At 67.6% G+C, this 20,904-nt stretch carries 18 protein-coding genes and 1 pseudogene; 10 read left to right on the forward strand and 9 right to left on the reverse strand.

Annotated elements, in window-relative coordinates; all coding sequences use genetic code 11:
- Positions 1-60: 60 nt before the first annotated feature.
- Both POS15_RS11020 and POS15_RS11025 read right to left on the reverse strand, forming a co-directional pair.
- A complete protein-coding gene (locus POS15_RS11020) occupies positions 61-2,361 on the reverse strand; it encodes an EAL domain-containing protein (protein ID WP_284128159.1) in 2,301 nt (766 codons plus the stop codon).
- A 222-nt stretch (positions 2,362-2,583) separates the two neighbouring features.
- On the reverse strand, positions 2,584-4,527 hold the full coding sequence (locus POS15_RS11025) for a DEAD/DEAH box helicase (protein WP_019184434.1): 1,944 nt from the start codon (positions 4,525-4,527) through the stop codon (positions 2,584-2,586).
- 268 nt (positions 4,528-4,795) lie between these two features.
- Between POS15_RS11025 and POS15_RS11030 the strand changes: the two genes are divergently transcribed.
- Entirely contained in the window at positions 4,796-5,026 is a 231-nt protein-coding gene (locus POS15_RS11030) for an RNA-binding S4 domain-containing protein (RefSeq protein ID WP_019184435.1), read from the forward strand.
- 23 nt (positions 5,027-5,049) lie between these two features.
- Here the strand turns inward: POS15_RS11030 and ubiM are convergent, their stop codons facing one another.
- The 4 genes and pseudogenes from ubiM to POS15_RS11050 form a co-directional block, all read right to left on the reverse strand.
- On the reverse strand, positions 5,050-6,222 hold the full coding sequence (gene ubiM, locus POS15_RS11035; RefSeq protein ID WP_046272066.1) for a 5-demethoxyubiquinol-8 5-hydroxylase UbiM: 1,173 nt from the start codon (positions 6,220-6,222) through the stop codon (positions 5,050-5,052).
- Between the two features lie 89 nt (positions 6,223-6,311).
- Positions 6,312-6,701, reverse strand: coding sequence for an MAPEG family protein (locus POS15_RS11040; protein WP_019184437.1), 390 nt, complete (start codon positions 6,699-6,701; stop codon positions 6,312-6,314).
- An 18-nt stretch (positions 6,702-6,719) separates the two neighbouring features.
- On the reverse strand, positions 6,720-7,250 hold the full coding sequence (locus POS15_RS11045) for a DUF4019 domain-containing protein (RefSeq protein WP_019184438.1): 531 nt from the start codon (positions 7,248-7,250) through the stop codon (positions 6,720-6,722).
- A gap of 173 nt (positions 7,251-7,423) precedes the next feature.
- Positions 7,424-8,455: pseudogene (locus POS15_RS11050) on the reverse strand (hypothetical protein); the annotation flags it as partial.
- A 174-nt stretch (positions 8,456-8,629) separates the two neighbouring features.
- Here POS15_RS11050 and POS15_RS11055 point away from each other — a divergent pair.
- On the forward strand, positions 8,630-10,096 hold the full coding sequence (locus POS15_RS11055; RefSeq protein ID WP_284128160.1) for a DNA-3-methyladenine glycosylase 2: 1,467 nt from the start codon (positions 8,630-8,632) through the stop codon (positions 10,094-10,096).
- Positions 10,093-10,584 carry a methylated-DNA--[protein]-cysteine S-methyltransferase gene (locus POS15_RS11060; RefSeq protein ID WP_284128161.1) on the forward strand — a complete coding sequence of 164 codons (492 nt, stop codon included), beginning with the start codon at positions 10,093-10,095 and terminating at the stop codon, positions 10,582-10,584. Before POS15_RS11055 ends, POS15_RS11060 begins: the two co-directional genes overlap by 4 nt.
- Positions 10,585-10,651: 67 nt before the next feature.
- Here the strand turns inward: POS15_RS11060 and POS15_RS11065 are convergent, their stop codons facing one another.
- Positions 10,652-10,810: a hypothetical protein gene (locus POS15_RS11065; protein ID WP_284128162.1), complete on the reverse strand. Its 159-nt coding sequence runs from the start codon at positions 10,808-10,810 to the stop codon at positions 10,652-10,654.
- Here POS15_RS11065 and POS15_RS11070 point away from each other — a divergent pair.
- Complete coding sequence (locus tag POS15_RS11070; protein ID WP_284128163.1) at positions 10,800-11,924, forward strand: ectonucleotide pyrophosphatase/phosphodiesterase; 1,125 nt, start codon at positions 10,800-10,802, stop codon at positions 11,922-11,924. The two genes, POS15_RS11065 and POS15_RS11070, sit on opposite strands and share 11 nt — an antisense overlap.
- Positions 11,925-11,996: 72 nt before the next feature.
- Here POS15_RS11070 and POS15_RS11075 read toward each other — a convergent pair whose 3' ends face one another.
- The gene (locus POS15_RS11075) at positions 11,997-12,179 is read right to left on the reverse strand and encodes a 30S ribosomal protein THX (RefSeq protein ID WP_019184443.1); all 183 of its coding nucleotides are present in this window, start codon (positions 12,177-12,179) and stop codon (positions 11,997-11,999) included.
- A 118-nt stretch (positions 12,180-12,297) separates the two neighbouring features.
- Positions 12,298-12,711, reverse strand: a complete 414-nt coding sequence (locus POS15_RS11080; RefSeq protein ID WP_019184444.1) for a MerC domain-containing protein — start codon at positions 12,709-12,711, stop codon at positions 12,298-12,300.
- Positions 12,712-12,868: 157 nt separating this feature from the next.
- Between POS15_RS11080 and POS15_RS11085 the strand changes: the two genes are divergently transcribed.
- The 6 genes from POS15_RS11085 (at position 12,869) to POS15_RS11110 (ending at position 20,813) form a co-directional block, all read left to right on the forward strand.
- Positions 12,869-15,070: a TonB-dependent receptor gene (locus POS15_RS11085; RefSeq protein WP_284128164.1), complete on the forward strand. Its 2,202-nt coding sequence runs from the start codon at positions 12,869-12,871 to the stop codon at positions 15,068-15,070.
- 168 nt (positions 15,071-15,238) lie between these two features.
- Positions 15,239-15,676, forward strand: coding sequence for a hypothetical protein (locus POS15_RS11090; RefSeq protein ID WP_266084844.1), 438 nt, complete (start codon positions 15,239-15,241; stop codon positions 15,674-15,676).
- 357 nt (positions 15,677-16,033) lie between these two features.
- On the forward strand, positions 16,034-17,272 hold the full coding sequence (locus POS15_RS11095; RefSeq protein ID WP_284128165.1) for an MFS transporter: 1,239 nt from the start codon (positions 16,034-16,036) through the stop codon (positions 17,270-17,272).
- Positions 17,273-17,371: 99 nt separating this feature from the next.
- Positions 17,372-17,938: a TetR/AcrR family transcriptional regulator gene (locus POS15_RS11100; RefSeq protein WP_019184447.1), complete on the forward strand. Its 567-nt coding sequence runs from the start codon at positions 17,372-17,374 to the stop codon at positions 17,936-17,938.
- Positions 17,935-19,620 (forward strand): MFS transporter, encoded by a 1,686-nt coding sequence (locus tag POS15_RS11105; RefSeq protein ID WP_345782468.1) that lies wholly within the window; start codon positions 17,935-17,937, stop codon positions 19,618-19,620. Before POS15_RS11100 ends, POS15_RS11105 begins: the two co-directional genes overlap by 4 nt.
- Before the next feature lie 8 nt (positions 19,621-19,628).
- Positions 19,629-20,813, forward strand: coding sequence for an HlyD family secretion protein (locus POS15_RS11110; RefSeq protein WP_284128167.1), 1,185 nt, complete (start codon positions 19,629-19,631; stop codon positions 20,811-20,813).
- The last annotated feature ends 91 nt before the right edge of the window (positions 20,814-20,904 follow it).

Here is a 20,904-nt window from a genome sequence, read left to right on the forward strand (position 1 = left end):
CTGCCCGCCCGTGTTCGTCCGCGCACACCGTGTCCGGAACCGTCGGCGGCGATTATCGCATCATGGCATGCCCCGCCAGGCGTCGGAGGACAGGCCCGCGCGCACCGGCCGTATCGCCAGCTGGGTCATCCGCTCCAGCGGGATCGGACGCTCGATCGCATACCCCTGCAAGCCCTCCACGCCCATCTGCGCCAGCTGGTCGGCCACCACCGCCGATTCGACCCACTCGGCGACGACCATCATGTGCAGCTCGCGGCCCACCTCGGTGATCGCGCGCACGGCGGCGCGGTTGACCGGATCCACGTTCATGTCGCGCACGAACACGCCATCGATCTTGAGCATGTCTGCCGGCAACTGGCGCAGATAGCCGAACGAGGACAACCCCGAGCCGAAATCATCCAGCGCCATGCGGCAGCCGCGCGCCTTGACCGCGTCGATGAAGGCACGCGCCTGGGCCAGGTTGCTGACCGCGGCGGTTTCGGTGATTTCAAAGCAGAGCTTGCGGGCCAGGCCGCGGTTGCGTTCCAGCAGATCGGTGACGAAGGCCAGGAAGCTGGGCTCGGCGATCGACTGCGCCGACACGTTGACGTTGCACAGGCCCAGTTGCTGCACGTGGCTCGGGCACACCTGCAGGTGCCGGAAGAGCAGCGACAACACGTGCCGATCCAGCGCCATGCCCATGCCGTAACGTTCCACCGCGCCCATGAACTCGGCCGGCCCCTGCAGGGCACCCTCCGGGCTGCGCATGCGCACCAGCACTTCGTAATGCAGGAACTCCGGATCGCCGACCCGCTCGATGCGCTGGGCATACAGCAGCATGCGGTTCTCGGCCATCGCACTGGAGACATTGGCCAGGCGCTCGGCTTCGCGCCGACGTTCGTCCAGCGCCATGCGGCTTTCGTTGTAGCAATGCACACGGTTGCGACCGGCCTCCTTGGCGGCATAGCAGGCGCTGTCGGCCGCGCTCATCAGCCAGTTCACATCCGGTGCCTCGGCGGTCACTTCCACCACGCCGACGCTGCAGCTCACCCGGGGGGCGCCGTCGCCGTGATGCAGGCTGACCTGGCCCAGCGTGCGGATTACCCGTTGCAGCACCTGCTTGGCCTCGTCCTGGCCGGCGTTGGCCAGGAACAGGGCAAAGTCGCCCGCGGCATGGCCGAGCCCGTCGTTGACCAGCTTGAAGTAATCCAGATCGATGTAGCACAGCGAGTGGATCCCGCCCTCGGCGCGTACCGCCACCAGCGCCTGATCGAGCAGCCGCTCGATCTCGCGGCGGTTGATCAGCCCGGTCAGCGGGTCATGACTGGCGTGGTGTTCCACTTCCCGCGCCAGCGCATGGTTCTGCGAGACATCCTCCACCAGCGCGAACACCGCCGGCGCGCGCCCCCGGGTATGCACCACCGTCCCGCTCCAGCGTCCCCACATCAGGCTGCCATCGGCGCGCAGGAAGCGCAGCTCGCCCGGGCGCAGCTGGCGTGGCCAGTCGATCCGGCCGCGCTCGTCCAGGACCAGTTCCCCCTCCACCAGCAGATCGGCCAGCGACAGGCTGAGCAGCGCCTCACGGCGATGGTCGAGGATATCGGCCATGGCCTGGTTGGCCTCCATGATGCCGCCCTCCTCGTCGAGCTTGAGCATGCCGACCGTGGCCTGGTAGAACGCCGCGCGGAACCGGCTTTCCTGCTCGGTCAGGTCGTTGCGCACGCGCCGCGCGAGCAGCACCGCGATCAGCGTGATCGCCAGCACCGACAGCCCCCCGACGATGAAGGTGGTCATGCGCACCATCGCCGCGGTATGCAGCAACGCGCTGGAGAACGCCCGCGCCTGGTTCTGCATGTCCACGTCCAGCGCCTGCACCCGGCGCAGCAGTGCCTGCTGTACCACCGGGGTCAGGCTGCCGGCGGCATGTCCGGCCTGGACCCGGTCGGTGATGGCCACCAGCTGCAGCAGATCGTCGTCAGTGTCGCGCCACAGGCGCACCGCGTCGCGGAAATACGGCTGATCGCGCAGGTAGCGATACGACAGGATCAACCGGTTGATGTCGCCGCGGGCGTTGCCGCCTTCGATGAAGCCCCGGCGTGCGGCAGCGATGTCCGGGGCGGCCTGTTCCAGTGCACGGCGGGCGGTCAGGTCGCCCAGCGGCACCCGCAGCGCCTGCCGGGTCAGCGCAAGATCGGCCGGATTGGCCGAGGTGATGTACCGCGACAGCGCGTGGGTGGCCTGCTGCTGGCCGCGCGACCAGTGGCTCTGGCCCATGATCCATGCGGTGGAGGCCGCCTGCAGCTCCTGGATCAGGGCGGAAATGCCGACCAGGCCGATGGCCATGCCGGTCAACAGCACGAAGCGCAGGGTCAGGCCCCGCATGGAATACGGTATCGCGGTGCCGCCACTCTCCCTGCGACCTCCATACATCGCCGATCCCCCCGGGGCTGCGGATGTGGAAACTCATTCCATTGGAGCATGGTCCAACCCGCAGGCTAGGGCCAGTGTTGTTGAGACGGCGCGAAACCGGCGGCCAGGGACGTGGGGGCCGGAAACGACGACGCCAGCCCGGAGGCTGGCGTCGCGTCGATCACCCGAGGGGGATCAGAAGTTGCGCGGACCGCGCGGCTTGAAGCCATCACGGCGCGGCGGACGGTCGTTGCCGCCGGGACCGCTGCGCGGGCCACCCGGACCACGCGGCTTGCCCTGGCCGAACTTCGGCTTGAACGCCGGACGCGGCGACGGGGTCAGGTCTTCACCCGGCTCGACCTTGCGCATCTGAAGCTGCTGGCCCGAAACCCACACCTTCTTCAGGTGGGTCAGCAGGTCCTGCGGCATTTCGGCCGGCAGGTCCAGCACCGAGAAGTCGTCGTGGATGTCGATGCGGCCGATGAAGCGGCTTTCCAGCCCGGCTTCGTTGGCGATCGCGCCGACGATGTTGCCCGGCTTCACGCCGTGCACGTGGCCCACTTCGATGCGGAAGGTTTCCATGCCCGGCTCGGCGGCACCGCGCGGGGCGATGTCACGGCGCGGGGCACGCTCGAAGCCGCCCTCGCTGTTGCCGAAGTCGCCTTCCGGACGCGGCGGGCGCGGGCCGCGGTCGTCTTCACGACGCGGGCCACGCTCGAAGCGCGGCTCGAAACGGGCCGGGCGCTCGCCACGGTCGTTGCTGCGCTCGTTGCGCTGGTGCGGCGCACGCTCTTCACGGGCACCACGCACCGGCGGGGTCAGCAGGAACGGCGAATCGCCCTGCAGCAGCTTGGCCAGCGCGGCGGCGATGTCGATCGCCGGCACGTTCTTCTCGCCTTCCAGCTTCTGCAGCAGGTCGCGGTAGAACTCGGTACCACCGGCGTCCAGGGCATCGCTGATGCGGCTCATGAACTTGGTGATGCGGGTATCGTTGACCGCATCCACGCTCGGCAGCTGCATTTCTTCGATCGGCTGGCGGGTGGCGCGCTCGATCGCACGCAGCATGCCCTTTTCGCGCGGGGTGGCGAACAGGATCGCGTCACCGGTGCGGCCGGCACGACCGGTACGGCCGATGCGGTGCACATAGCTTTCGGTGTCGTACGGGATATCGTAGTTCAGCACGTGGCTGATGCGCTCCACGTCCAGGCCACGGGCGGCCACGTCGGTAGCCACCAGGATGTCCAGCTTGCCTTCCTTGAGCATGCCGATGGTGCGTTCGCGCTGGGCCTGCTGCATGTCGCCGTTGATGGCGGCCGCGGCCAGGCCACGTGCCTGCAGCTTCTCGGCCAGCTCTTCGGTGGCCGCCTTGGTACGCGAGAAGATGATCATCGCGTCGAAGGGTTCCACTTCCAGGATGCGGGTCAGCGCGTCCAGCTTGTGCATGCCGCTCACCCACCAGTAGCGCTGGCGGATGTTGGCCGAGGTCGTCGTCTTGCTGACGATGGTGACTTCAGCCGGGTTCTTCAGGTAGGTCTGCGCGATGCGGCGGATCTGCGACGGCATGGTGGCCGAGAACAGGGCGACCTGGCGGGTCTCCGGCAGCTTCTTCAGCACGGCTTCGACGTCGTCGATGAAGCCCATGCGCAGCATTTCATCGGCTTCGTCCAGCACCAGCGTCTTCAGCTCGGACAGGTCCAGGGTGCCGCGCTCGAGGTGATCGATCACACGGCCCGGGGTACCGACGATGACGTGCACGCCACGGCGCAGGGCCTGCAGCTGCTGGCCATACGGCTGGCCGCCGTACACCGGCAGCACGCGGAAGCCGGGGATGCCGGAGGAATAGGTCTGGAACGCCTCGGCGACCTGGATGGCCAGTTCGCGGGTCGGTGCCAGCACCAGCACCTGCGGCTTGGTCTGGTTGAAATCGAGGTTGGACAGCACCGGCAGCGCGAAGGCGGCGGTCTTGCCGGTACCGGTCTGGGCCTGGCCCAGCACGTCACGGCCTTCCAGCATCGCCGGAATGGTGGCGGCCTGGATCGGCGAGGGGGTTTCGTAACCGACGGTGGCGACGGCCTGCATGACAGCGTCGGACAGGCCGAGATCTGCGAACAGCAGCGGCGTGGTGGAATCTTGGGACATGGGGAACTCCGAAACACCGCCGTTTTACGCGGCAGTGAGATAAAAAAGGGGGATGGTCCGCGCTTTGGGCGCCCTTTCTTATCGCGTGCCCTGGCGCTGCTCGGTCGGAGGAGAATTCACTCACTCAGGGGGCGATGATACCGCATCGTTCCTGAACAACGTGTACAGATTGCCACGTGGATGCCGTTCTGCCGCGTGCTGGCGCACAATACGCGCCCTTTTCCGGCCGGGCCCAACGCCCGCGCCCCTTCCCAGGATACCCGTTTTCATGCAGACCCTCGAATTTGAACTGGACCGCGACTACGTCGAGCTCAAACAGCTGCTCAAGCTGGCCGACCTGGTCACCAGCGGGGGCGAAGCCAAGACCGTGATCGGCGACGGCCAGGTCCTGGTGGATGGTGAAGTGGAGCTGCGCAAGGCCTGCAAGATCCGCGCGGGCCAGCAGGTGCAGTTCGCCGACACCGTCATCCACGTGATCGCCGACAGCGACGCGCCCTGACCCTGTGTGACGACCAACGGTCGTCACCTGCCGGTGAGGTGGGCGGCGATCAACTGGCGAAACGGGGCCACGCCGTGCGCCAGCCGCAGCCCGGCCCGGCGCAGGAGCCGCGCCGGCAGGCGGTCATCGGTATACAGCGAGGCGATCGCATTGGTCGCCTCGTAGAGCGGCCGCGAGGCCAACCGGTGGCCGCGCTCGTACGCGGCCAGCCCGGACGGCGCGGCGATGTCGCGCCCCTGCCCCGCCGCCCTGCGCACGATCCCGGCCAGTCGATGCTGGCTCTGCAGGCCCAGATTGAAGCCATGGGCCGTCACCGGATGCATGCCGACCGCGGCATCGCCGATCAACGCGCAGCGGTCGCCAGCGAACGCGTGCGCGTAAACGCCCACCAGCGGATACGCGACCGGCCTGGCCAGCGGCCGCATCGCGCCCAGTCGATGCTCGAAGAACGCGCTGATGCTGCGGCCGAAGTCGCCTTCGTCCTGGGCGATCAAGCCTGCGATCTGGCGCGGCGGCAGGGTGATCACCGCCGAGGCCTGGTCGCCGTTGAGCGGCAGCAGCGCCATCGTGCGGCCATAGCCGAACCACTCCCAGGCCGTGTGCCGGTGCGGCACCTCGATCTGCATCCGGCACACCAGCATCGATTTGCCGAAGTCGCGCATCTGCGCCCCGATCCCCAGCAGGCGCCGGGTCGCGGAGAAGCGGCTGTCCGCGGCGACCACCAGGCGCGCGGCCAACTGACGGCCATCGGCCAGGGTGACCGTGCTGTGGGTGGGGCCGGGGGCGACGGCCGTCACGCTGGCCTGGTCCACGATGTCCAGCCCGGCCTGGGCCTGCACGCTCTGCCACGCGGCGCGGCGGATCAGATGATTCGGCACCAGCCAGCCCAGGTCATCGCCGGTACGCTCGTGCGCAGCGAAGGTCAGCGCGAACGGCGAGCCGCCGTCCATCACCTTGGCATCGCGCAGCGGGGAAATCTCGGCCGGGCCCAGCCGCTCCCACAGGCCCAACGATTCCAGGATCTGGCGCGAGGCGTGGGTCAGCGCGATCTCGCGGCCATCAAAGGTCGGGGCGGCCAGCGCCGCGCGCGGCTGCTGTTCGATCAGCGTCACGCTCAGGCCGGTATCGGCCAGCGCGCGTGCGAAGCACAGCCCGGTCGGGCCGGCACCCACCACCACCACATCCACAGACTGCATGATCCCATCCTGCCGTTACGTGTCAGGTGCAGCTTAGCGCCGCACCCCCAGTGGCGTCCTTGATCTGGATCAGGCGCGCCAGCACCCGTTCACAGCAACGCCCACAGCAGCATCACGATGCCCAGCAGCGAGACCAGCCACACCAGGCTGCGCACATAAGGCACGCCGGCGGCGTACAGCGGCAGGTAGATCAGGCGCGCCCAGAAATACAGCTGCACGGCCACGGCAGTCATCCCATCCTGGCGCTGGGTCAGCACCACCGCCAGCACTGCGGCCGCGAAGAACGGGAAGGTTTCCATGAAGTTGCTCTGCGCGCGCTGCAGGCGGCCGGCCAGCGGGCCCGGGGGTGGCATGGGCTGATCGCGCGCGGAGGCGTTCCAGCCGATGCCGCGCTCGCGGGTGATCAGCGTGGAGGGCGCGAACACGTGCACCAGGCCGAGCACCATCGACCACACCAGCATCTGGATCTCGATACTCATCTGCGCAGGCTCCGGCAATCAGGGGGTGGCGGCACGCACGCTGTAACCGGCCAGGCGCCAGATGCGGTCTTCGTCGAACCGGAAGGAGACCAGTTCGCGCACCGGCTGGGCACTGTTGGCAAAGCGTGTGGGGAAACTGACGTTGATGTAGAGCCCTTCGGGAACGGTTGCCCCGGCGGCGTACTTGACCCGGGTCACCACCGGTTGGCCGCGCGAGGCCAGTGCGCCAAGGCGTTGGCGATCAGCGGTGAGCTGGCTGACGAACGCCTGCTCGGTCACCGACTTCTTCGCCACGGCCGAAGCGCCTTTCCACGCCTCGCCGGCGCGGTTGGCATCGACCAGCTTGGCCACCTGCAACGCGGCGGCGGTCATTTCCGCATCCTGCTTCTGCACCTGCGCCTGCTGCGCCGGGCTCAGTGCCGGACGCGCTGCGGGCGCGGCCGCAGGCGCGGAGCGTGCCGGCGCGGGTGCAGGGGTGGCCGGTGGTGGCGCCTGGGCCAGCGTGGCGAAAGGCAGCAGAGCGGACAACAGCAGCAGCGGAACACGCATCAGGACACCGTTGGCTGGAAGGAACGGGCCCAGTCTACGGGAAGCACGTGAGTCCTCCGTCAGTTGCGTTCGGCGGCCTCGGCCGATGCCGGACGGGCGTCACCGAGGGTCCGCTCGGCGGTCTCCGGCTGGTCCGGGGCCACGGTGGTCGGCAGCAGAGTGGAGACATCGATTTCCGACAGCGGACTCTCGTCCGGACACGTCTCGTCGGGGAAACCGAAGCGCTGCTTAAGCGCCTGCCCGCAGCTGTTGACGGCCTCCAGCTCGCTGCCCTCGCGCTTGCACTCCTGATCGAAGGCGACCAGGAAGGCATCCTTGCGGCGCACGAACGCATCGCCGCATTTGCGCATCTGCTTGATCCGCTCCAGATCGTCCTGCACGGCGTTGGTGCCGTCCAGCCCGAACTGACGCAGCTCCTCGGCGGTCAACAGGCGCAGGCTGCGGTTGGGCACGGTCATCATCAGGTCGGCCACGCCCACCGCCACGCCGTTGCGCTGCAGGTAATCCTTCACGTTGTCATAGACCTCGTGGAGTTCGCGGTTGAGTTCAGCGCGCGAGGTCGCCTTGGAACTGATCCGCATCATGCGATGGATGCCGACCTTGCCCGAGACCAGCCGGTTGTCGCCGGCGGCGAGCACGAACACGCAGGCACTGTGGCAGACCGAGCCTTCGCGCACCCAGATCGTCCAGTTGGATTCACCGATGCGGTCGCCGGCCACGATGGCGGCTTCGACCTGGCCACCACTGGAATCCAAATCCAGGATGCGCCGCGAAATCCGCTGCGCATCGGCGACCACCGCCAGCCGGGCGACCAGCTCGGAGAAGCCCGGATTGATCTTGCCCACATAGCGCACGCGCAGCAGGCCGCGCTCGGCGCAGGGCTGCAGCGCGGCCTCGATGCTGGCCCGGTCCAGCGCCTCCAGCGGGGCGCCATCGCCGGCGTCACCGGCGTAGTCGGTATCGCAGCTGATCCACGCCTTGCCGTTTTCCAGCGCGGCCTGCGGCCAGCTCAGGTCGCCCCGCTTGGGCGCGGGCGGCGGCGGTGGCGGCGCATCGGCTGCATTGATGGACACCATGTGATCGCCATCGGCCGTCTGCGCCCGCACGGCCTTGTCGGCGGCGGTGACATTGCCCGGGTTCTCCAGCTGGCTGCAACCGGCCAGGCCCAGGTACAACAACGGCAACCACCACGACTTGAGCAACATGGACAACCCGGAATCCTTGCAAGGGGGGAATGCGCGGCAAAATGAGCGCGCACGCACAGTCTAGTGCGCGGCCGGCGCATCGCGGCAACCTGTCCTGAACCGGGCGACCCCGGCGTGGCATTGCTGTCCGAAAATGGCGAGCCAGGCCCGGGCGGCGGGCATAGACTGGCCCCCATGGAGACCGCCCTGCCCCTGGACCACACCGCCTGCGAACGTGCCCGCCTGGCCCGCGACGCGCGCTTTGACGGGGTGTTCTTCACCGCCGTGCGCAGTACCGGCATCTACTGCCGTCCGGTCTGCCCGGCACCGGCGCCGAAGCCTTCCAATGTCACCTACTACCCGACCGCGGCCGCCGCAGCGGCAGCCGGTTACCGCCCCTGCCTGCGCTGCCGTCCCGAGCTGGCGCCCGAGGCCCAGGACGCGCTGGACAATGAAACCCTGCAGCGCGCGTTGGCGCTGATCCATGAGGGTTATCTGCAGGATCAACCGGTCGCCGATCTGGCCGCGCACGTCGGCCTGAGTGCCCGCCAGCTGCAGCGCCTGTTCGTCGCCCGCCTCGGCGCCGCGCCAGCGCAGATCCACGCCACGCGGCGGCTGCTGCTGGCCAAGCAATTGCTGACCGAAACCGCGCTCCCCGTGACCGATGTCGCGATGGCATCGGGCTACAACAGCCTGCGCCGTTTCAACGCGGCCTTCCTGGATGGCTGCGGCATGCCCCCGACCGCGATCCGCCGCCAGCGTGGCGCGCTGACCGATGGCGCGCTCACGCTGCGCCTGGGCTATCGGCCGCCGCTCGATTTCACCGCGATGCTCGGTTTCCTGCGCCGCCGCGCGATTCCCGGCATCGAGCAGATCGGCACGGACAGCTACCAGCGCGTGATCGGGCCGCCCGAGCGCCCCTCACTGCTGAGCGTGACCGCCGATCCACGGCGCCCCGAACTGCTGCTGCAGCTGGGCCAGGTCGATCCGCGCGCGATTCCGGGCATCGTCCGGCGCGTGCGGCGCATCTTCGATCTGGATGCAGATCTGCTCAGGGTGCACGCCACGCTGATGCAGGAGCCGCTGCTCGCTGCGGGCATCGCGCAGCGCCCGGGGCTGCGCGTGCCCGGCGGTTGGGATGGCTTTGAAGTGGCCGTGCGCGCCGTGCTCGGCCAACAGGTCAGCGTGGCCGCCGCCGCGACGCTGGCACGCCGCGTGGTGGACCGCTTCGGGGCCACCCTGGAAGGCATGCCGGCAGGACTGGACCGCCAGTTCCCCTCGCCCGCGGTGCTGGCCCAGGCGCCGCTGGAAACGATCGGCCTGCCGCGTACCCGGGCCGCCACCGTGCGCGGTGTCGCCCAGGCGGTGGTCGAGGGCCGGCTCGATTTTGGCGCCGGCCAGTCGTTGGCCGGCTTTGTCGAACGCTGCGTCGCCCTGCCCGGGATCGGCCCATGGACCGCGCATTACATCGCGCTGCGCGCCTTGGCCCTGCCCGATGCGTTCCCCGCCGGCGATCTGGTCCTGCAACAGGTGCTCGGCGATGGCACGCGCTTGAGCGAGCGCGCCACCGAGGCACGTTCGCAATCGTGGCGCCCCTGGCGCGCCTACGCCGTTCTGCACCTGTGGCACCTGGCCACCCCTGCTCCGGGAGTTCCCTCATGACCCTGCTCTACGACACCTTCGACAGCCCGATCGGCGCCCTCACCGTGGCCGGCGACAGCCAGGGCATCCACCACATCCTGTTCGAGAACAACCGTTACGACGCCAAAGGCCGCGAGCACTGGCAGCGCGACGCCCACGCCCTGCGCGGCGCACGCGGGCAGCTGCTGGAGTACCTGCGCGGCGAACGCATGCGCTTCGATCTGCCACTCGCCCCGCACGGAACGCCGTTCCAGCTGCGCGTGTGGAAAGCGCTGGCCGATATTCCCTTCGGCCAGACCTGGAGCTACGTCGAACTGGCGCGTCACATCGATCACCCCACCGCCAGCCGCGCAGTCGGTGCCGCAAATGGCCGCAATCCGCTGCCGATCGTGCTGCCCTGCCACCGCGTGATCGGCGCCGGGGGCGCATTGACCGGTTTCGGCGGCGGACTGGAAACCAAGGCGGCCCTGCTGCAGCTGGAAGCCCGGCGCGATTCATTGTTCGCGTAGCTGCAGGTCATGCGTCATGCGTGGCGTGTGCCATTGGTTGTCTTCGACGCGTCACCGCCACGCACTATCATGGCGCGATGATTTCCGCTCGCCTTTCCCTGGCGCTTGCCGCCGCTCTTTCGTTGGCCGCCTGCGCCACGACATCATCCACCTCGCCTGTCGCGCCTGTCGCCAGCGCAGCGCCGAGTGTCCCGGCCGCGCAGCAGAAAGTGCTGTTGATCTCCATCGATGGCCTGCGGGCGGACATGCTCGATCGGGGCATCACCCCGAACATCAGCCGGCTTGTCCACGAGGGTGTGCGGGCGCAATGGATGACACCGTCGTATCCGGCACTGACCTTTCCCAATCACTACACGATCGTGACCGGACTGCGCCCGGATCACCACGGCATCATCCACAACAGCATGCACGAGGACGGACTGGGCCAGTTCCAGCTGCACATGCGCGATTCGGTGGCCGACTCGCGCTGGTGGGGCGGTGAGCCGATCTGGGTCGGTGCGGAAAAGGCCGGCCTACGTACTGCCGTGTGGTCCTGGCCTGGCAGCGAAGCCGCGATCCAAGGCATCCGCCCCAGCCAGCTGCATGGTTACGATGAAGCCGTGGCCCTGCCCGATCGCGTTGACCAGGTGCTGGGCTGGCTGGGCCAGCAGGGCCCGCAGGCGCCGCGCCTGGTCACGTTGTACATGGAGCAGGTCGACAAGGCCGGCCACAATCACGGCCCGGAATCTCCGGCGTACGCCGCCGCGGTGGCATTGGCCGACAGCGCGCTGGGTCGCCTGCTCGATGGTCTGCAGGCCGATGGACTGGCCGATACCACCAACGTGATCCTGGTGTCCGATCACGGGATGGCCAGCGTACCGGCTGGCCACGTGGTGGCGACCGAAGACATGATCGATCCGACGATTGCCCGCGACATTTCGGTAGGGCAGTCGATCGGGTTCGCGCCCTTGCCAGGCAAGCAGGCCCAGGCCGAGCAGATCCTGCTGGGCGCGCATGCGAACTACGATTGCTGGACGCGTGAAACCCTGCCGGCGCGTTGGAAGTACGGCAGCAACCCGCGCATTCCACCGATCATCTGCCAGATGCATGAGGGCTGGGATGCCCTGACCCGGGAGCGGATGGCCAAACGCGGCCCAGGTGACCGGGGTTCGCACGGCTATGACAACGCCCTGCCGTCGATGCGCGCGGTGTTCGTCGCGCGCGGTCCGGCATTCAAGCAGGGGCAGTCGCTGCCTGCCTTCGACAACGTGGATGTGTATCCGCTGCTGACCCGCCTGCTCGGCATTCCGGCCGCACCCAATGACGGCAACCCCGAACGCCTGCTGCCCGCCCTGCGCTGAGGCGATCCCGGCGCGCAGGCAAAAAAAAACGCGGCGCAAGCGCCGCGTTTTTCATGGACCCGCCTGGCTGGATCAGCCGGCCTTGGCCACCGCTTTCTTGGCAACGGCCTTCTTGGCCGGCGCCTTCGTCACGGTCTTCTTGGCAACCGGCGCAGCTGCGCCCACGGCCGCCTTGCTCACGACGTGCGAACGCGAATTGCCGTAGCTGGCATTGAAGCGCTTGCCCTTGGCGGTCTTGCGGTCACCCTTACCCATGTCGTAACTCCTTAGTCTGAATGCTGCGAAATCTGATTACCCCGTACTGACACGGGTTCGGCGGGGCCGCCCTCTCAGGCGCCCCCGCGCACGATCGGAAAGCCTACCATGCGCGCTCTCAATGAGCACAGCTGGCGTCGTGGACGTGGCCGTGGTTCAGCCGCAGATTCACCAGATGGGCCACACCGACCAGCACGCCGCCCAGGGTCATCACCACCGCATGCGGCACCGCCGAGTGGTGCAGCGGGTCGTACAACAGCCCCGCCCAGAGGGCGCTCAGGCCTGGAATCAGGAAGCCCAGCGCGCGCAATGCGCCATGACGGCGCCAGCCCCAGACCAGGCTGAACAGGCCCAGCAGGGTCACGAAGCTGACCAGGGCCAGCTCCACCCCGTCGCTCATCCACACGGACAGGCCGAGCGATGGCGCAGCGGCCAATAGCACCGGAAGCACAGCGCAGTGCACGGCACACAGCAGCGAGCCGGTGGCACCGAAACGATCCAGCAGATGGCGAACTCGAGCGAACAGGGGCATGACTTCCAGCAGGGTCGGCGAAGCGTTATGGAATAATATAACATCAATCCCGACGCGCACCCTGCCTCCCCCTGACTTGCCCTCTACCCGTCCCATGACGGGATTCGCGCGCCCCACCATTGATACATTGTAACAATTGACCGAAGGCCCTTGCCCTATGCGCTCCAGCTCCCTCCTGCTCAAACCCCATGCCCTCTCCCTGGCCCTTGCCGCGGCGATACTGCCTTCGCTGGCGCTTGCCGCCGATGACGCCAGCAGCCACCGTGACCGTCACCTGACCGAACTGTCCACCGTGAAGGTCACCGCCTCGCCGCTGCAGGGCGATGCCGAATCGCTGGCCCGCCCGGTCGACGTGCTGGCCGGTGAGCGCCTGGACGAGCAGAAGGCCGGCACCCTTGGCGACACCGTGGCCAAGCTGCCCGGCGTGCAGAGCACGTTCTTCGGCCCCGGTGTCGGCCGCCCGATCATCCGGGGCCAGGAAGGCCCGCGCGTGGCGGTGCTGTCCAACGGCATGGGCAACATGGATGCCTCCACCGTGAGCGCCGACCATGCCACTAGCATCGAACCCTTCCTGGCCGATCAGATCGAAGTGCTCAAAGGCCCGGCCACCCTGCTGTTCGGCAGCGGCGCAATCGGCGGCGCGGTGAACGTGGTCGATGGCCGCATCGCCCGCGAATTGCCGGACCGTCCGCTCAGCGGCCGCGCCGAACTGCGTGGCAACTCGGTCAACGACGAGCGCAGCGGCATGTTCCGGCTGGATGGTGTCAGTGGCAACGTCGTGCTGCATGTCGATGGCCTGGTCCGCAATGGCGATGACTACCGGATTCCCGGCTATGCCGTGATCGATGGCCTGGAAGACCACAGCGGCCACGACCACGAGGAAGGCGATTCGGACGAGCCGCGCCGCGGCCGCCTGGACAACAGCTCGGTCCGCACCCGCGCCGGCGGCGTCGGTGCCACGTGGCTGGGCGATGACGGCTACTTCGGCGTCTCGGCCAGCACCTACCGCACCAACTACGGCATTCCCAACGGCGCGCACGTGCATGCCGAGGACGACCACGGTCATGACCACGATCATGATCACGACCATGGCGACGAGGAAGAAGGCGACGAGCATGACGTCCGCATCGACATGGTGCAGAACCGCTTCGAGACCAAGGCAGGCATTTACAACCCGGTCTCGTTCCTGAAGAACATCAACCTGCGCACGGCCTATACCGATTACGAGCATGTGGAGCTGGAGGCCGGCACGCCGTCCACGCGCTTCACCAACCGCGGGATCGAGGGCCGGCTGGAAGCCGTGCAGCAGCAGATGGGCGGCTGGGACGGCGCCTTCGGCCTGCAGTTCGGCAACAGCGACTTCGCCGCGAAGGGCGAGGAAGCGTTCGTGCCGGATACGGGGACGAAGAACATCGGTCTGTTCGTGCTGCAGGAGAAGCAGTTCGGTCCGTTCAAGCTGGAATTGGGCGGTCGCCATGACCAGGTGAAGCTGGACCCGACCGGCGACTACCGCGCGCGCAAATTCGATGCCACGAACCTGTCCGCGGCCGGCATCTGGACGCTCAACGATGCCGTGGATCTGCGCTTCGGCATCGACAGCTCCGAGCGCGCGCCGACCAACGAAGAGCTGTATGCGGCCGGTGCGCACATCGCGACGCGTTCGCTGGAGATCGGCGATGCGAACCTGAAGACCGAACGCGGGCAGCGGGTCGAACTGGGCATCCATACCCACAGCGACCGCGTCGACTTCTCCGCCTCGATCTACCAGACCAAGTTCAAGGACTTCATCTATCTGGCGGAGACGGGGGTGGTGGAATCGCTGCCGGTGCGTCTGTGGACGCAGCAGGACGCAACCTTCAAGGGCGCCGAGGCCGAAGCGCTGTTCCATCTGTTCGAGGGCAACGCGGGCGATTGGGATCTGCGGGTGTTCGGCGACTATGTGAAGGCGGAGCTGGACGGCAGTGGCAGCCGCAACGTGGACATCGCCGTGCCGCACGGCGACCACAACCACAATTACACCGTAGAGTTGGCCAACACCGGTTACCTGCCGCGGATCGCGCCGGGCCGGGTGGGCGCGGACCTGCGCTGGTCGCGTGACGGCTGGCGGGCATCGGTGGGCGCGGTGCGTTACAGCAGCCAGAAGGATGTGGCGCAGAACGAGGATCCGAGCAAGGGCTACACGCTGGTGGACGCACACCTGGCCTACCGCTGGGACCGCAACGACAGCAACAGTTACGAGATCTTCCTGGACGGCAGCAACCTGACCAACCAGGAAGTGCGCCCGCACACCTCGCTGCTGCGCGACTACTCCCCCCTGCCGGGCCGCGGCGTCGCCTTCGGCATCCGCGCGTACTTCTGATCGACTTGCGGGATTTCTGTATCGCTAAAGGGGGGGCCGAATGGCCCCTCCTTTTGTCGCAAATGGCACGAACTTCAAGGAGTGGTGCGCCTCCACCAGATCCCCATCGGCGCCTCAGCTAGACTTATCCAGAATGCGATTCAATGTTCAACTGTAGGAGACATCCACATGGCTCTGAGCCTCGGCGCGGATCTGGAAGAGCGCTTCCTTGCCATAGCCAAGCGCGGGAGAACCGCGTGGCTGACGGGAGATATTGCTGAGGCGGAGCATCATTTCCTTGAAGGCTGGGGAATGATCCCTGAGCCGAAATCTGCGTATGACTACGGGCAGATGTCATCGTATGGCATTGCGGTCTTCTATCGCGACACCGCCCAGTTTGAGAAGGCCAAGGAGTGGGCAGCGATGGCCAGAAACACTTATGGAGAAGGCGAAGCCTCGACCGAGTACATGGATGAGCTTGCCGCCACCATCGAGTTCGAATCGGGAAACCTGGATGCGGCCTTCGCCCTGTTCGAGCCTCAGTATCGGAAGTACGGCCGTCGCGTCTTTGAGGGCCATAAGAAGGAGTTCATCGATTTTATCAAGAGCAGAAAGAAGACAGGATAAGCGCCCAGCGCGTGGAACTTGGCATCCGCCTCCACAGCGAGCGCCTGGACTTCTCTGCGACTACCAGACCAAATTCACGGACTTCATCCACCTGGCCGACACCGACGCTAACGAAAACCTGCCGGTCCGTCCGCGCCTTGACTCAGCAGGACGCGGTGTTTCCGCGGATCCTCGGCGTCGCGTTCGGCATCCGCGCGTACTTCTGATCGATTCATTGGGTGGTTGTGTTACCCGAGGGGGCCGAAAGGCCCCCTTTTTTGTGCGCGGCCATCGGCGTGCTTTGCCCTGCCCGCACACTGTGGCAACGTGCACACCGAGCGTGCCGTTCGCCCACGCCCTGCCTGCCGGAGCCGACGCATGAGTACGTCCACCGCCGCCACGCGTGCCCCCTCCATGCACTGGGGACTGTTGGTCGCCGCCTCGGCGATCCTGATGGTCACCATGGGCGTACGCCAGACCTCCGGCCTGTATGTCGATCCCATCCACCGCGGCACCGGCGTCAGCATCGTCGAGATCAGCTTTGCGCTGGCCATCGGCCAGTTTGTCTGGGGCGCGGTGCAACCCGTCTTTGGCGCCGTTGCCGACCAGCGCGGCGCATTGCCCGTGCTCATCGTCGGCGCCCTGCTGCTGGCGGCCGGGCTGCTGCTCGCCCCGCTGCTGACCAGCCCGCTGGGGATGACCTTCACCCTTGGCCTGCTGATGGCCGCCGGTGCCGGAGCCGGCAGCTTCTCGGTCCTGATCGGCGCCACTGCCCACCGTCTTCCGGCCGAAAAGCGATCGTTCGCCGCCGGTCTCATCAATGCGGGCGGCTCGCTGGGCCAGTTCGTGTTCGCGCCGCTGGTCCAATGGATCATCGGCACCGCCGGCTGGGCGCGCGCCATGATCACCATGGCCGTCATCACCCTGCTCTCGCTGCCACTGGCCTGGCCGCTGCGCCGCCGCGCAGGCGACCATGCGCCCATTGCCGGGGCGGCCGACGATGACGGCCTGGGCGCGCAGCTTCGCATCGCCGCCCGCGACCGCAGCTACTGGTACCTGCACCTGGGCTTTTTCACCTGCGGCCTGCACATTGCCTTCCTCGTCACCCATCTGCCAGGCGAGATCGCCCTGTGCGGCCTGTCGCCGACCGTCGCCTCGTCGTCGATCGCCCTGATCGGGCTGTTCAACGTTGCCGGCAGCCTGATCGTCGGCGCCCTCGGCCAGCGCTACCGCATGAAGTACCTGCTGTTCTGGATGTACGCCAGCCGCGCCGTGATGATCGGCATCTATCTCGTCTCGCCGCCGACCGCGCTGACCTTCTACCTCTTCTCCGCCGCGCTCGGCTTCACCTGGCTGGCCACGGTGCCGCCCACCGCCGGCCTGGTCGGCAAGCTGTTCGGCCCGCGCTATCTGGGTACGTTGTTCGGCCTGACCCTGCTTTCGCACCAGTTGGGCGGCTTCTTCGGGGCGTGGCTCGGCGGCCTGGCGCTGGCCCACACCGGCAACTATCTATGGATGTGGTATGCGGACATGGGCCTGGCCGTGATCGCCGCGCTGATCAACCTGCCGATCCGCGAAGCCCGCCTCGGCTGCCACGGCCTCCCTGCGCCGCGCTGACTCACCCGCCATCGACATTGCCCAGCGCGCGCCAACCAGGACGCGCCGAACCCGACACGCCCCCTTCCGCGCCGGACAGTTCTGTCCGATGATGCGTACATGCCTACCCAACGTGCCGATGCGGCGGCCCGCCGCGCCCAGATCCTCGACGCTGCCGATGCCGTGTTCGGCCAGCATGGCGTGAACGCACCGCTGGACCTGGTGGTCGAACGTGCCCAGGTCGGCCGGGCCACGCTGTACCGCAACTTCCCCGACCGCACCGCACTGGTCGAGGCGCTGCTCCAGCGCACCGTCAACCGCATCGCGCGCCAGGTACAGAGCCTGGGCGATCGCGACGACGCGCTGTTCGAGGTGCTCGAAGGCATGGCCAACCGAATCGTCCAGTCGCCCGCGCTGTCGGACTACTGGCGCGCGGTGGATCCCGATCAGATACCGATCCGGGCCGCGCGCGAGACCATCTACGAACTGCTGCGCGAACCGATCGCCCGCGCGGTCGCCGCCGGCCTGTGCCGCCCGGACCTGGAAACGACGGACATTTCACTCATCTCAGGCATGCTGGGAGCCGCGCTGCGTGGCAAGACGCGTGACGAACGCGCCCGGCTGGCCACGCGCGCCCTGCAATTGCTGCGTGGCGGATTGCGGGGGCCTGCCGACGGGGAGGGATGATGCCGCAGTACCTCAAGCCGGTTCCGGACTGGGAGGAGCACGAAAAACCGACCCTGCCGGGCTCGGCTTCGATGCCGTGGCATCCGCCGCACCGCCGCCTCGCCTACGCCCTGGTTGCGCTGCTGGTCGGCATCACCGGCGGCCTGGGCAACGCCCTGGTCAGCGCCAACCTGCCGTTCCTGCAGGGCCAGCTCGGGCTGACCCCGGCGCAGGGCAGCTGGCTGGTGGCCGCCTATGCAATGGTCAATGTCACCGCCAACTTGCTCGCCTTCAAGTTCCGCCAGCAGTACGGCATCCGCCTGTTCGCCGAGATCGGGCTGGGCCTGTATGCCGCGCTTGCGGTACTGCACCTGTTTGTCGGCACCTTTGAAACCACCGTGCTGATGCGCGCGGCCAGCGGCTTCGCCGGCGCGGCCTGCAGCACCCTGGGCACGCTGTACATGCTGCAGTCGCTGCCGCGCAAATACACCGGCAACCTGCTGGTGGTCGGCGTCGGTATCGCGCAGTTGGCCGTGCCGATCGCCTGGCTGGTCTCGCCGGGCCTGGTCGATACCGGGCAGTGGCACAACCTGTATCTGTTCGAGGCCGGCCTGGCGCTGTGCGCATTCGCCGCCGTGGTGGTGCTCAAGCTGCCGCCCGGTGCGCAGATCAAGGCCTTCGAGCCGCTGGACTTCCTCACCTTTGCCCTGCTTGCTCCCGCGGTCGGCTTGCTCGTGGTGGTGCTCGCGCAGGGCTACACGCGCTGGTGGCTGGACACGCCATGGCTGGGCTGGGCGCTGGTCGCCTCGATCGCGCTGTCCACCACCGCTTTCATCATCGAACACTACCGCCGCAATCCGCTGCTGCAGACACGGTGGTTGGCCAGCCTGCCGGTGATCCACTTCATCATCGGCGCGTTCCTGATCCGCTTCCTGACCACCGAGCAGTCCTACGGCGTGGTCGGCCTGATGCGCACGCTGGGCATGGGCCCGGACCAGATGCGCCCGTTGTTCGCGGTGATCCTGGCCGGCGTGATCACCGGCATCGCCGCCAGCTCGCTGACCTTCGGGCCGAAGCGGCTGATCCCGCAGCTGCTGATGGCGATCCTGCTGCTCGGCAGCGCCGCCCTGCTCGACCAGAGCCGCACCAGCCAGGACCGTCCCCACGACTTTTTCGCCAGCCAGTTCCTGGCCTCGGTCGGCGCCGGCATGTTCATGGGACCGCTGATCATGCTCGGCATCACCCAGGCGCTGAAACAGGGCGTGGACCACATGATCACCTTCCTGGTCACGCTCTCCATTACCCAGACCCTGGGCGGTCTGGCCGGCTCGGCCGTGCTGGGCACCTATCAGCTGCACCGCGAACAGGTGTATTCCGGCGCGCTGGTCAGCCAGCTGGATCCGGCCGACAACGTGGTCGCCCAGCGCCTGAAGCAGCAACAACAGGTTTACGCCAGGCTGATCACCGATCCGGTGCAGCGCAGCGCGCAGGGCACCGCGCAGCTGGCCCAGATCACCCGCCGCGAAGCCAACGTTCGCGCGTTCAATGACGTGTTCGCGCTCAGCGGGCGCGTCGCGCTGGTCTTCCTTGGCTGGTTGCTGCTGCTGGCGGTCCGCACCGCCGTGCTCAAGCAATGGCGCAAACGCCACGCGCCGACACCTCCCCTTTCCGCGCCGACGCCTGGCAGCGTCGCGCCCCGATGAGCCCGCCCATGTCGACCCAACCTCCGCACGACGATAACGCCCCGGAAAACGTCAATCCGCCGCCACCGACCGACGCCGCGCCCGCTCCCGCGCCGCCACCGGCGGCCGCGCCCTCCGGCGTGCCCAAGTACCTCAAGCCGAGCCTGCGGAGTGTCATCATCATGATCGTGATCGCGCTGATCGGCATCGCACTGATCCTGCGCGCGTGGTCGCTGTGGCCGTTCGAAACCTCGCGGGTGACCACCGACAATGCCTATGTGCGCGGCCAGATCACCGTGCTGGCACCACAGGTCAGCGGCTACGTCACCGAGGTGCTGGTGAAGGACTTCCAGCACGTCAAACAGGGCGAGCCACTGCTGCGCATCGACGACCGTATCTACCGCGAGAAAGTCGTCCAGGCCGAAGCCGATCTGGACAGCGCCAAGGCGGCACTGGCCAACTCCGATCAGTCGCAGGCGCAGAACCGGGCGCAGATCCAGGCGGCGCAGGCCAACCTCTCCGCCGGCCAGGCCGAGCTCTCGCGCTCGCGCACCGAACTCAAGCGCTACGAAGAGCTTGCCGCCCAGCAGCTGGTCGCCCTCAACGACCGCGACAAGTTCCGCACCACCACCCAGTCCGCGCAGGCCAGCGTGCTGCAGTCGCAGGCGCAGATCCGCATCGCCGAAGAAACCCTGACCTCCACCCAGGTTGCCCGCAAAGGCCTGGAAGCCCGCGTCGAAACCGCCCAGGCCCAGCTTGAGCTGGCGAAGATCGACCTCGCCAACACCGTGATCCAGGCGCCGCGCGACGGCCAGGTCAGCGAGGCCTCGGTGCGCCTGGGCCAGTACGTCACGGCCGGCTCGCAGCTGCTGTTCCTGGTCCCCGACGCCCTGTGGGTGGTGGCCAACTTCAAGGAAGGCCAGACCTGGAAGATGCGCATCGGGCAACCGGCCACCTTCTCCGTGGATGCCTTCGACGGTCAGAAACTGCATGGCCACATCGAACAGATCGCGCCGGCGACGGGCTCGGAATTCAGCGTCCTGCGTCCGGACAACGCCAGCGGCAACTTCACCAAGGTGGTCCAGCGCCTGCCGATCCGCATCGCCATCGACCCCGACCAACCGCTGGCCCCGCGCCTGCGCCCCGGCATGTCGGTGATCGTCAAGGTGGATACCGCCGCAGAAGTAAATGAGCCGGCCGGTGCGAAGCGGTGACGCGCTTGCAGCCTTTCCTCGCCCCAGGCTGCGTTACATCCGCTCTCGTGCAGAAACGAAAACGCCGCGCAGATGCGCGGCGTTTCAACAT

This window comes from Stenotrophomonas sp. BIO128-Bstrain, from assembly GCF_030128875.1.
GTDB classification, from domain to species: domain Bacteria; phylum Pseudomonadota; class Gammaproteobacteria; order Xanthomonadales; family Xanthomonadaceae; genus Stenotrophomonas; species Stenotrophomonas bentonitica_A.

Coding starts and splice junctions, on each gene's coding strand:
- POS15_RS11080 (WP_019184444.1), bottom strand. CDS start 12,711: ATGCCCCTGTTCGCTCGAGTTCGCCATCTGCTGGATCGTTTCGGTGCC.
- POS15_RS11060 (WP_284128161.1), top strand. CDS start 10,093: ATGACCCTGCTCTACGACACCTTCGACAGCCCGATCGGCGCCCTCACC.
- POS15_RS11030 (WP_019184435.1), top strand. CDS start 4,796: ATGCAGACCCTCGAATTTGAACTGGACCGCGACTACGTCGAGCTCAAA.
- POS15_RS11025 (WP_019184434.1), bottom strand. CDS start 4,527: ATGTCCCAAGATTCCACCACGCCGCTGCTGTTCGCAGATCTCGGCCTG.
- POS15_RS11040 (WP_019184437.1), bottom strand. CDS start 6,701: ATGAGTATCGAGATCCAGATGCTGGTGTGGTCGATGGTGCTCGGCCTG.
- POS15_RS11095 (WP_284128165.1), top strand. CDS start 16,034: ATGAGTACGTCCACCGCCGCCACGCGTGCCCCCTCCATGCACTGGGGA.
- POS15_RS11065 (WP_284128162.1), bottom strand. CDS start 10,810: ATGGAGATCAACAGCACTTTCTGCTGCGCGGCCGGGACACTCGGCGCT.
- POS15_RS11100 (WP_019184447.1), top strand. CDS start 17,372: ATGCCTACCCAACGTGCCGATGCGGCGGCCCGCCGCGCCCAGATCCTC.
- POS15_RS11020 (WP_284128159.1), bottom strand. CDS start 2,361: ATGCGGGGCCTGACCCTGCGCTTCGTGCTGTTGACCGGCATGGCCATC.
- POS15_RS11045 (WP_019184438.1), bottom strand. CDS start 7,250: ATGCGTGTTCCGCTGCTGCTGTTGTCCGCTCTGCTGCCTTTCGCCACG.
- POS15_RS11110 (WP_284128167.1), top strand. CDS start 19,629: ATGTCGACCCAACCTCCGCACGACGATAACGCCCCGGAAAACGTCAAT.
- POS15_RS11105 (WP_345782468.1), top strand. CDS start 17,935: ATGATGCCGCAGTACCTCAAGCCGGTTCCGGACTGGGAGGAGCACGAA.
- POS15_RS11085 (WP_284128164.1), top strand. CDS start 12,869: ATGCGCTCCAGCTCCCTCCTGCTCAAACCCCATGCCCTCTCCCTGGCC.
- POS15_RS11055 (WP_284128160.1), top strand. CDS start 8,630: ATGGAGACCGCCCTGCCCCTGGACCACACCGCCTGCGAACGTGCCCGC.
- POS15_RS11090 (WP_266084844.1), top strand. CDS start 15,239: ATGGCTCTGAGCCTCGGCGCGGATCTGGAAGAGCGCTTCCTTGCCATA.
- ubiM (WP_046272066.1), bottom strand. CDS start 6,222: ATGCAGTCTGTGGATGTGGTGGTGGTGGGTGCCGGCCCGACCGGGCTG.
- POS15_RS11075 (WP_019184443.1), bottom strand. CDS start 12,179: ATGGGTAAGGGTGACCGCAAGACCGCCAAGGGCAAGCGCTTCAATGCC.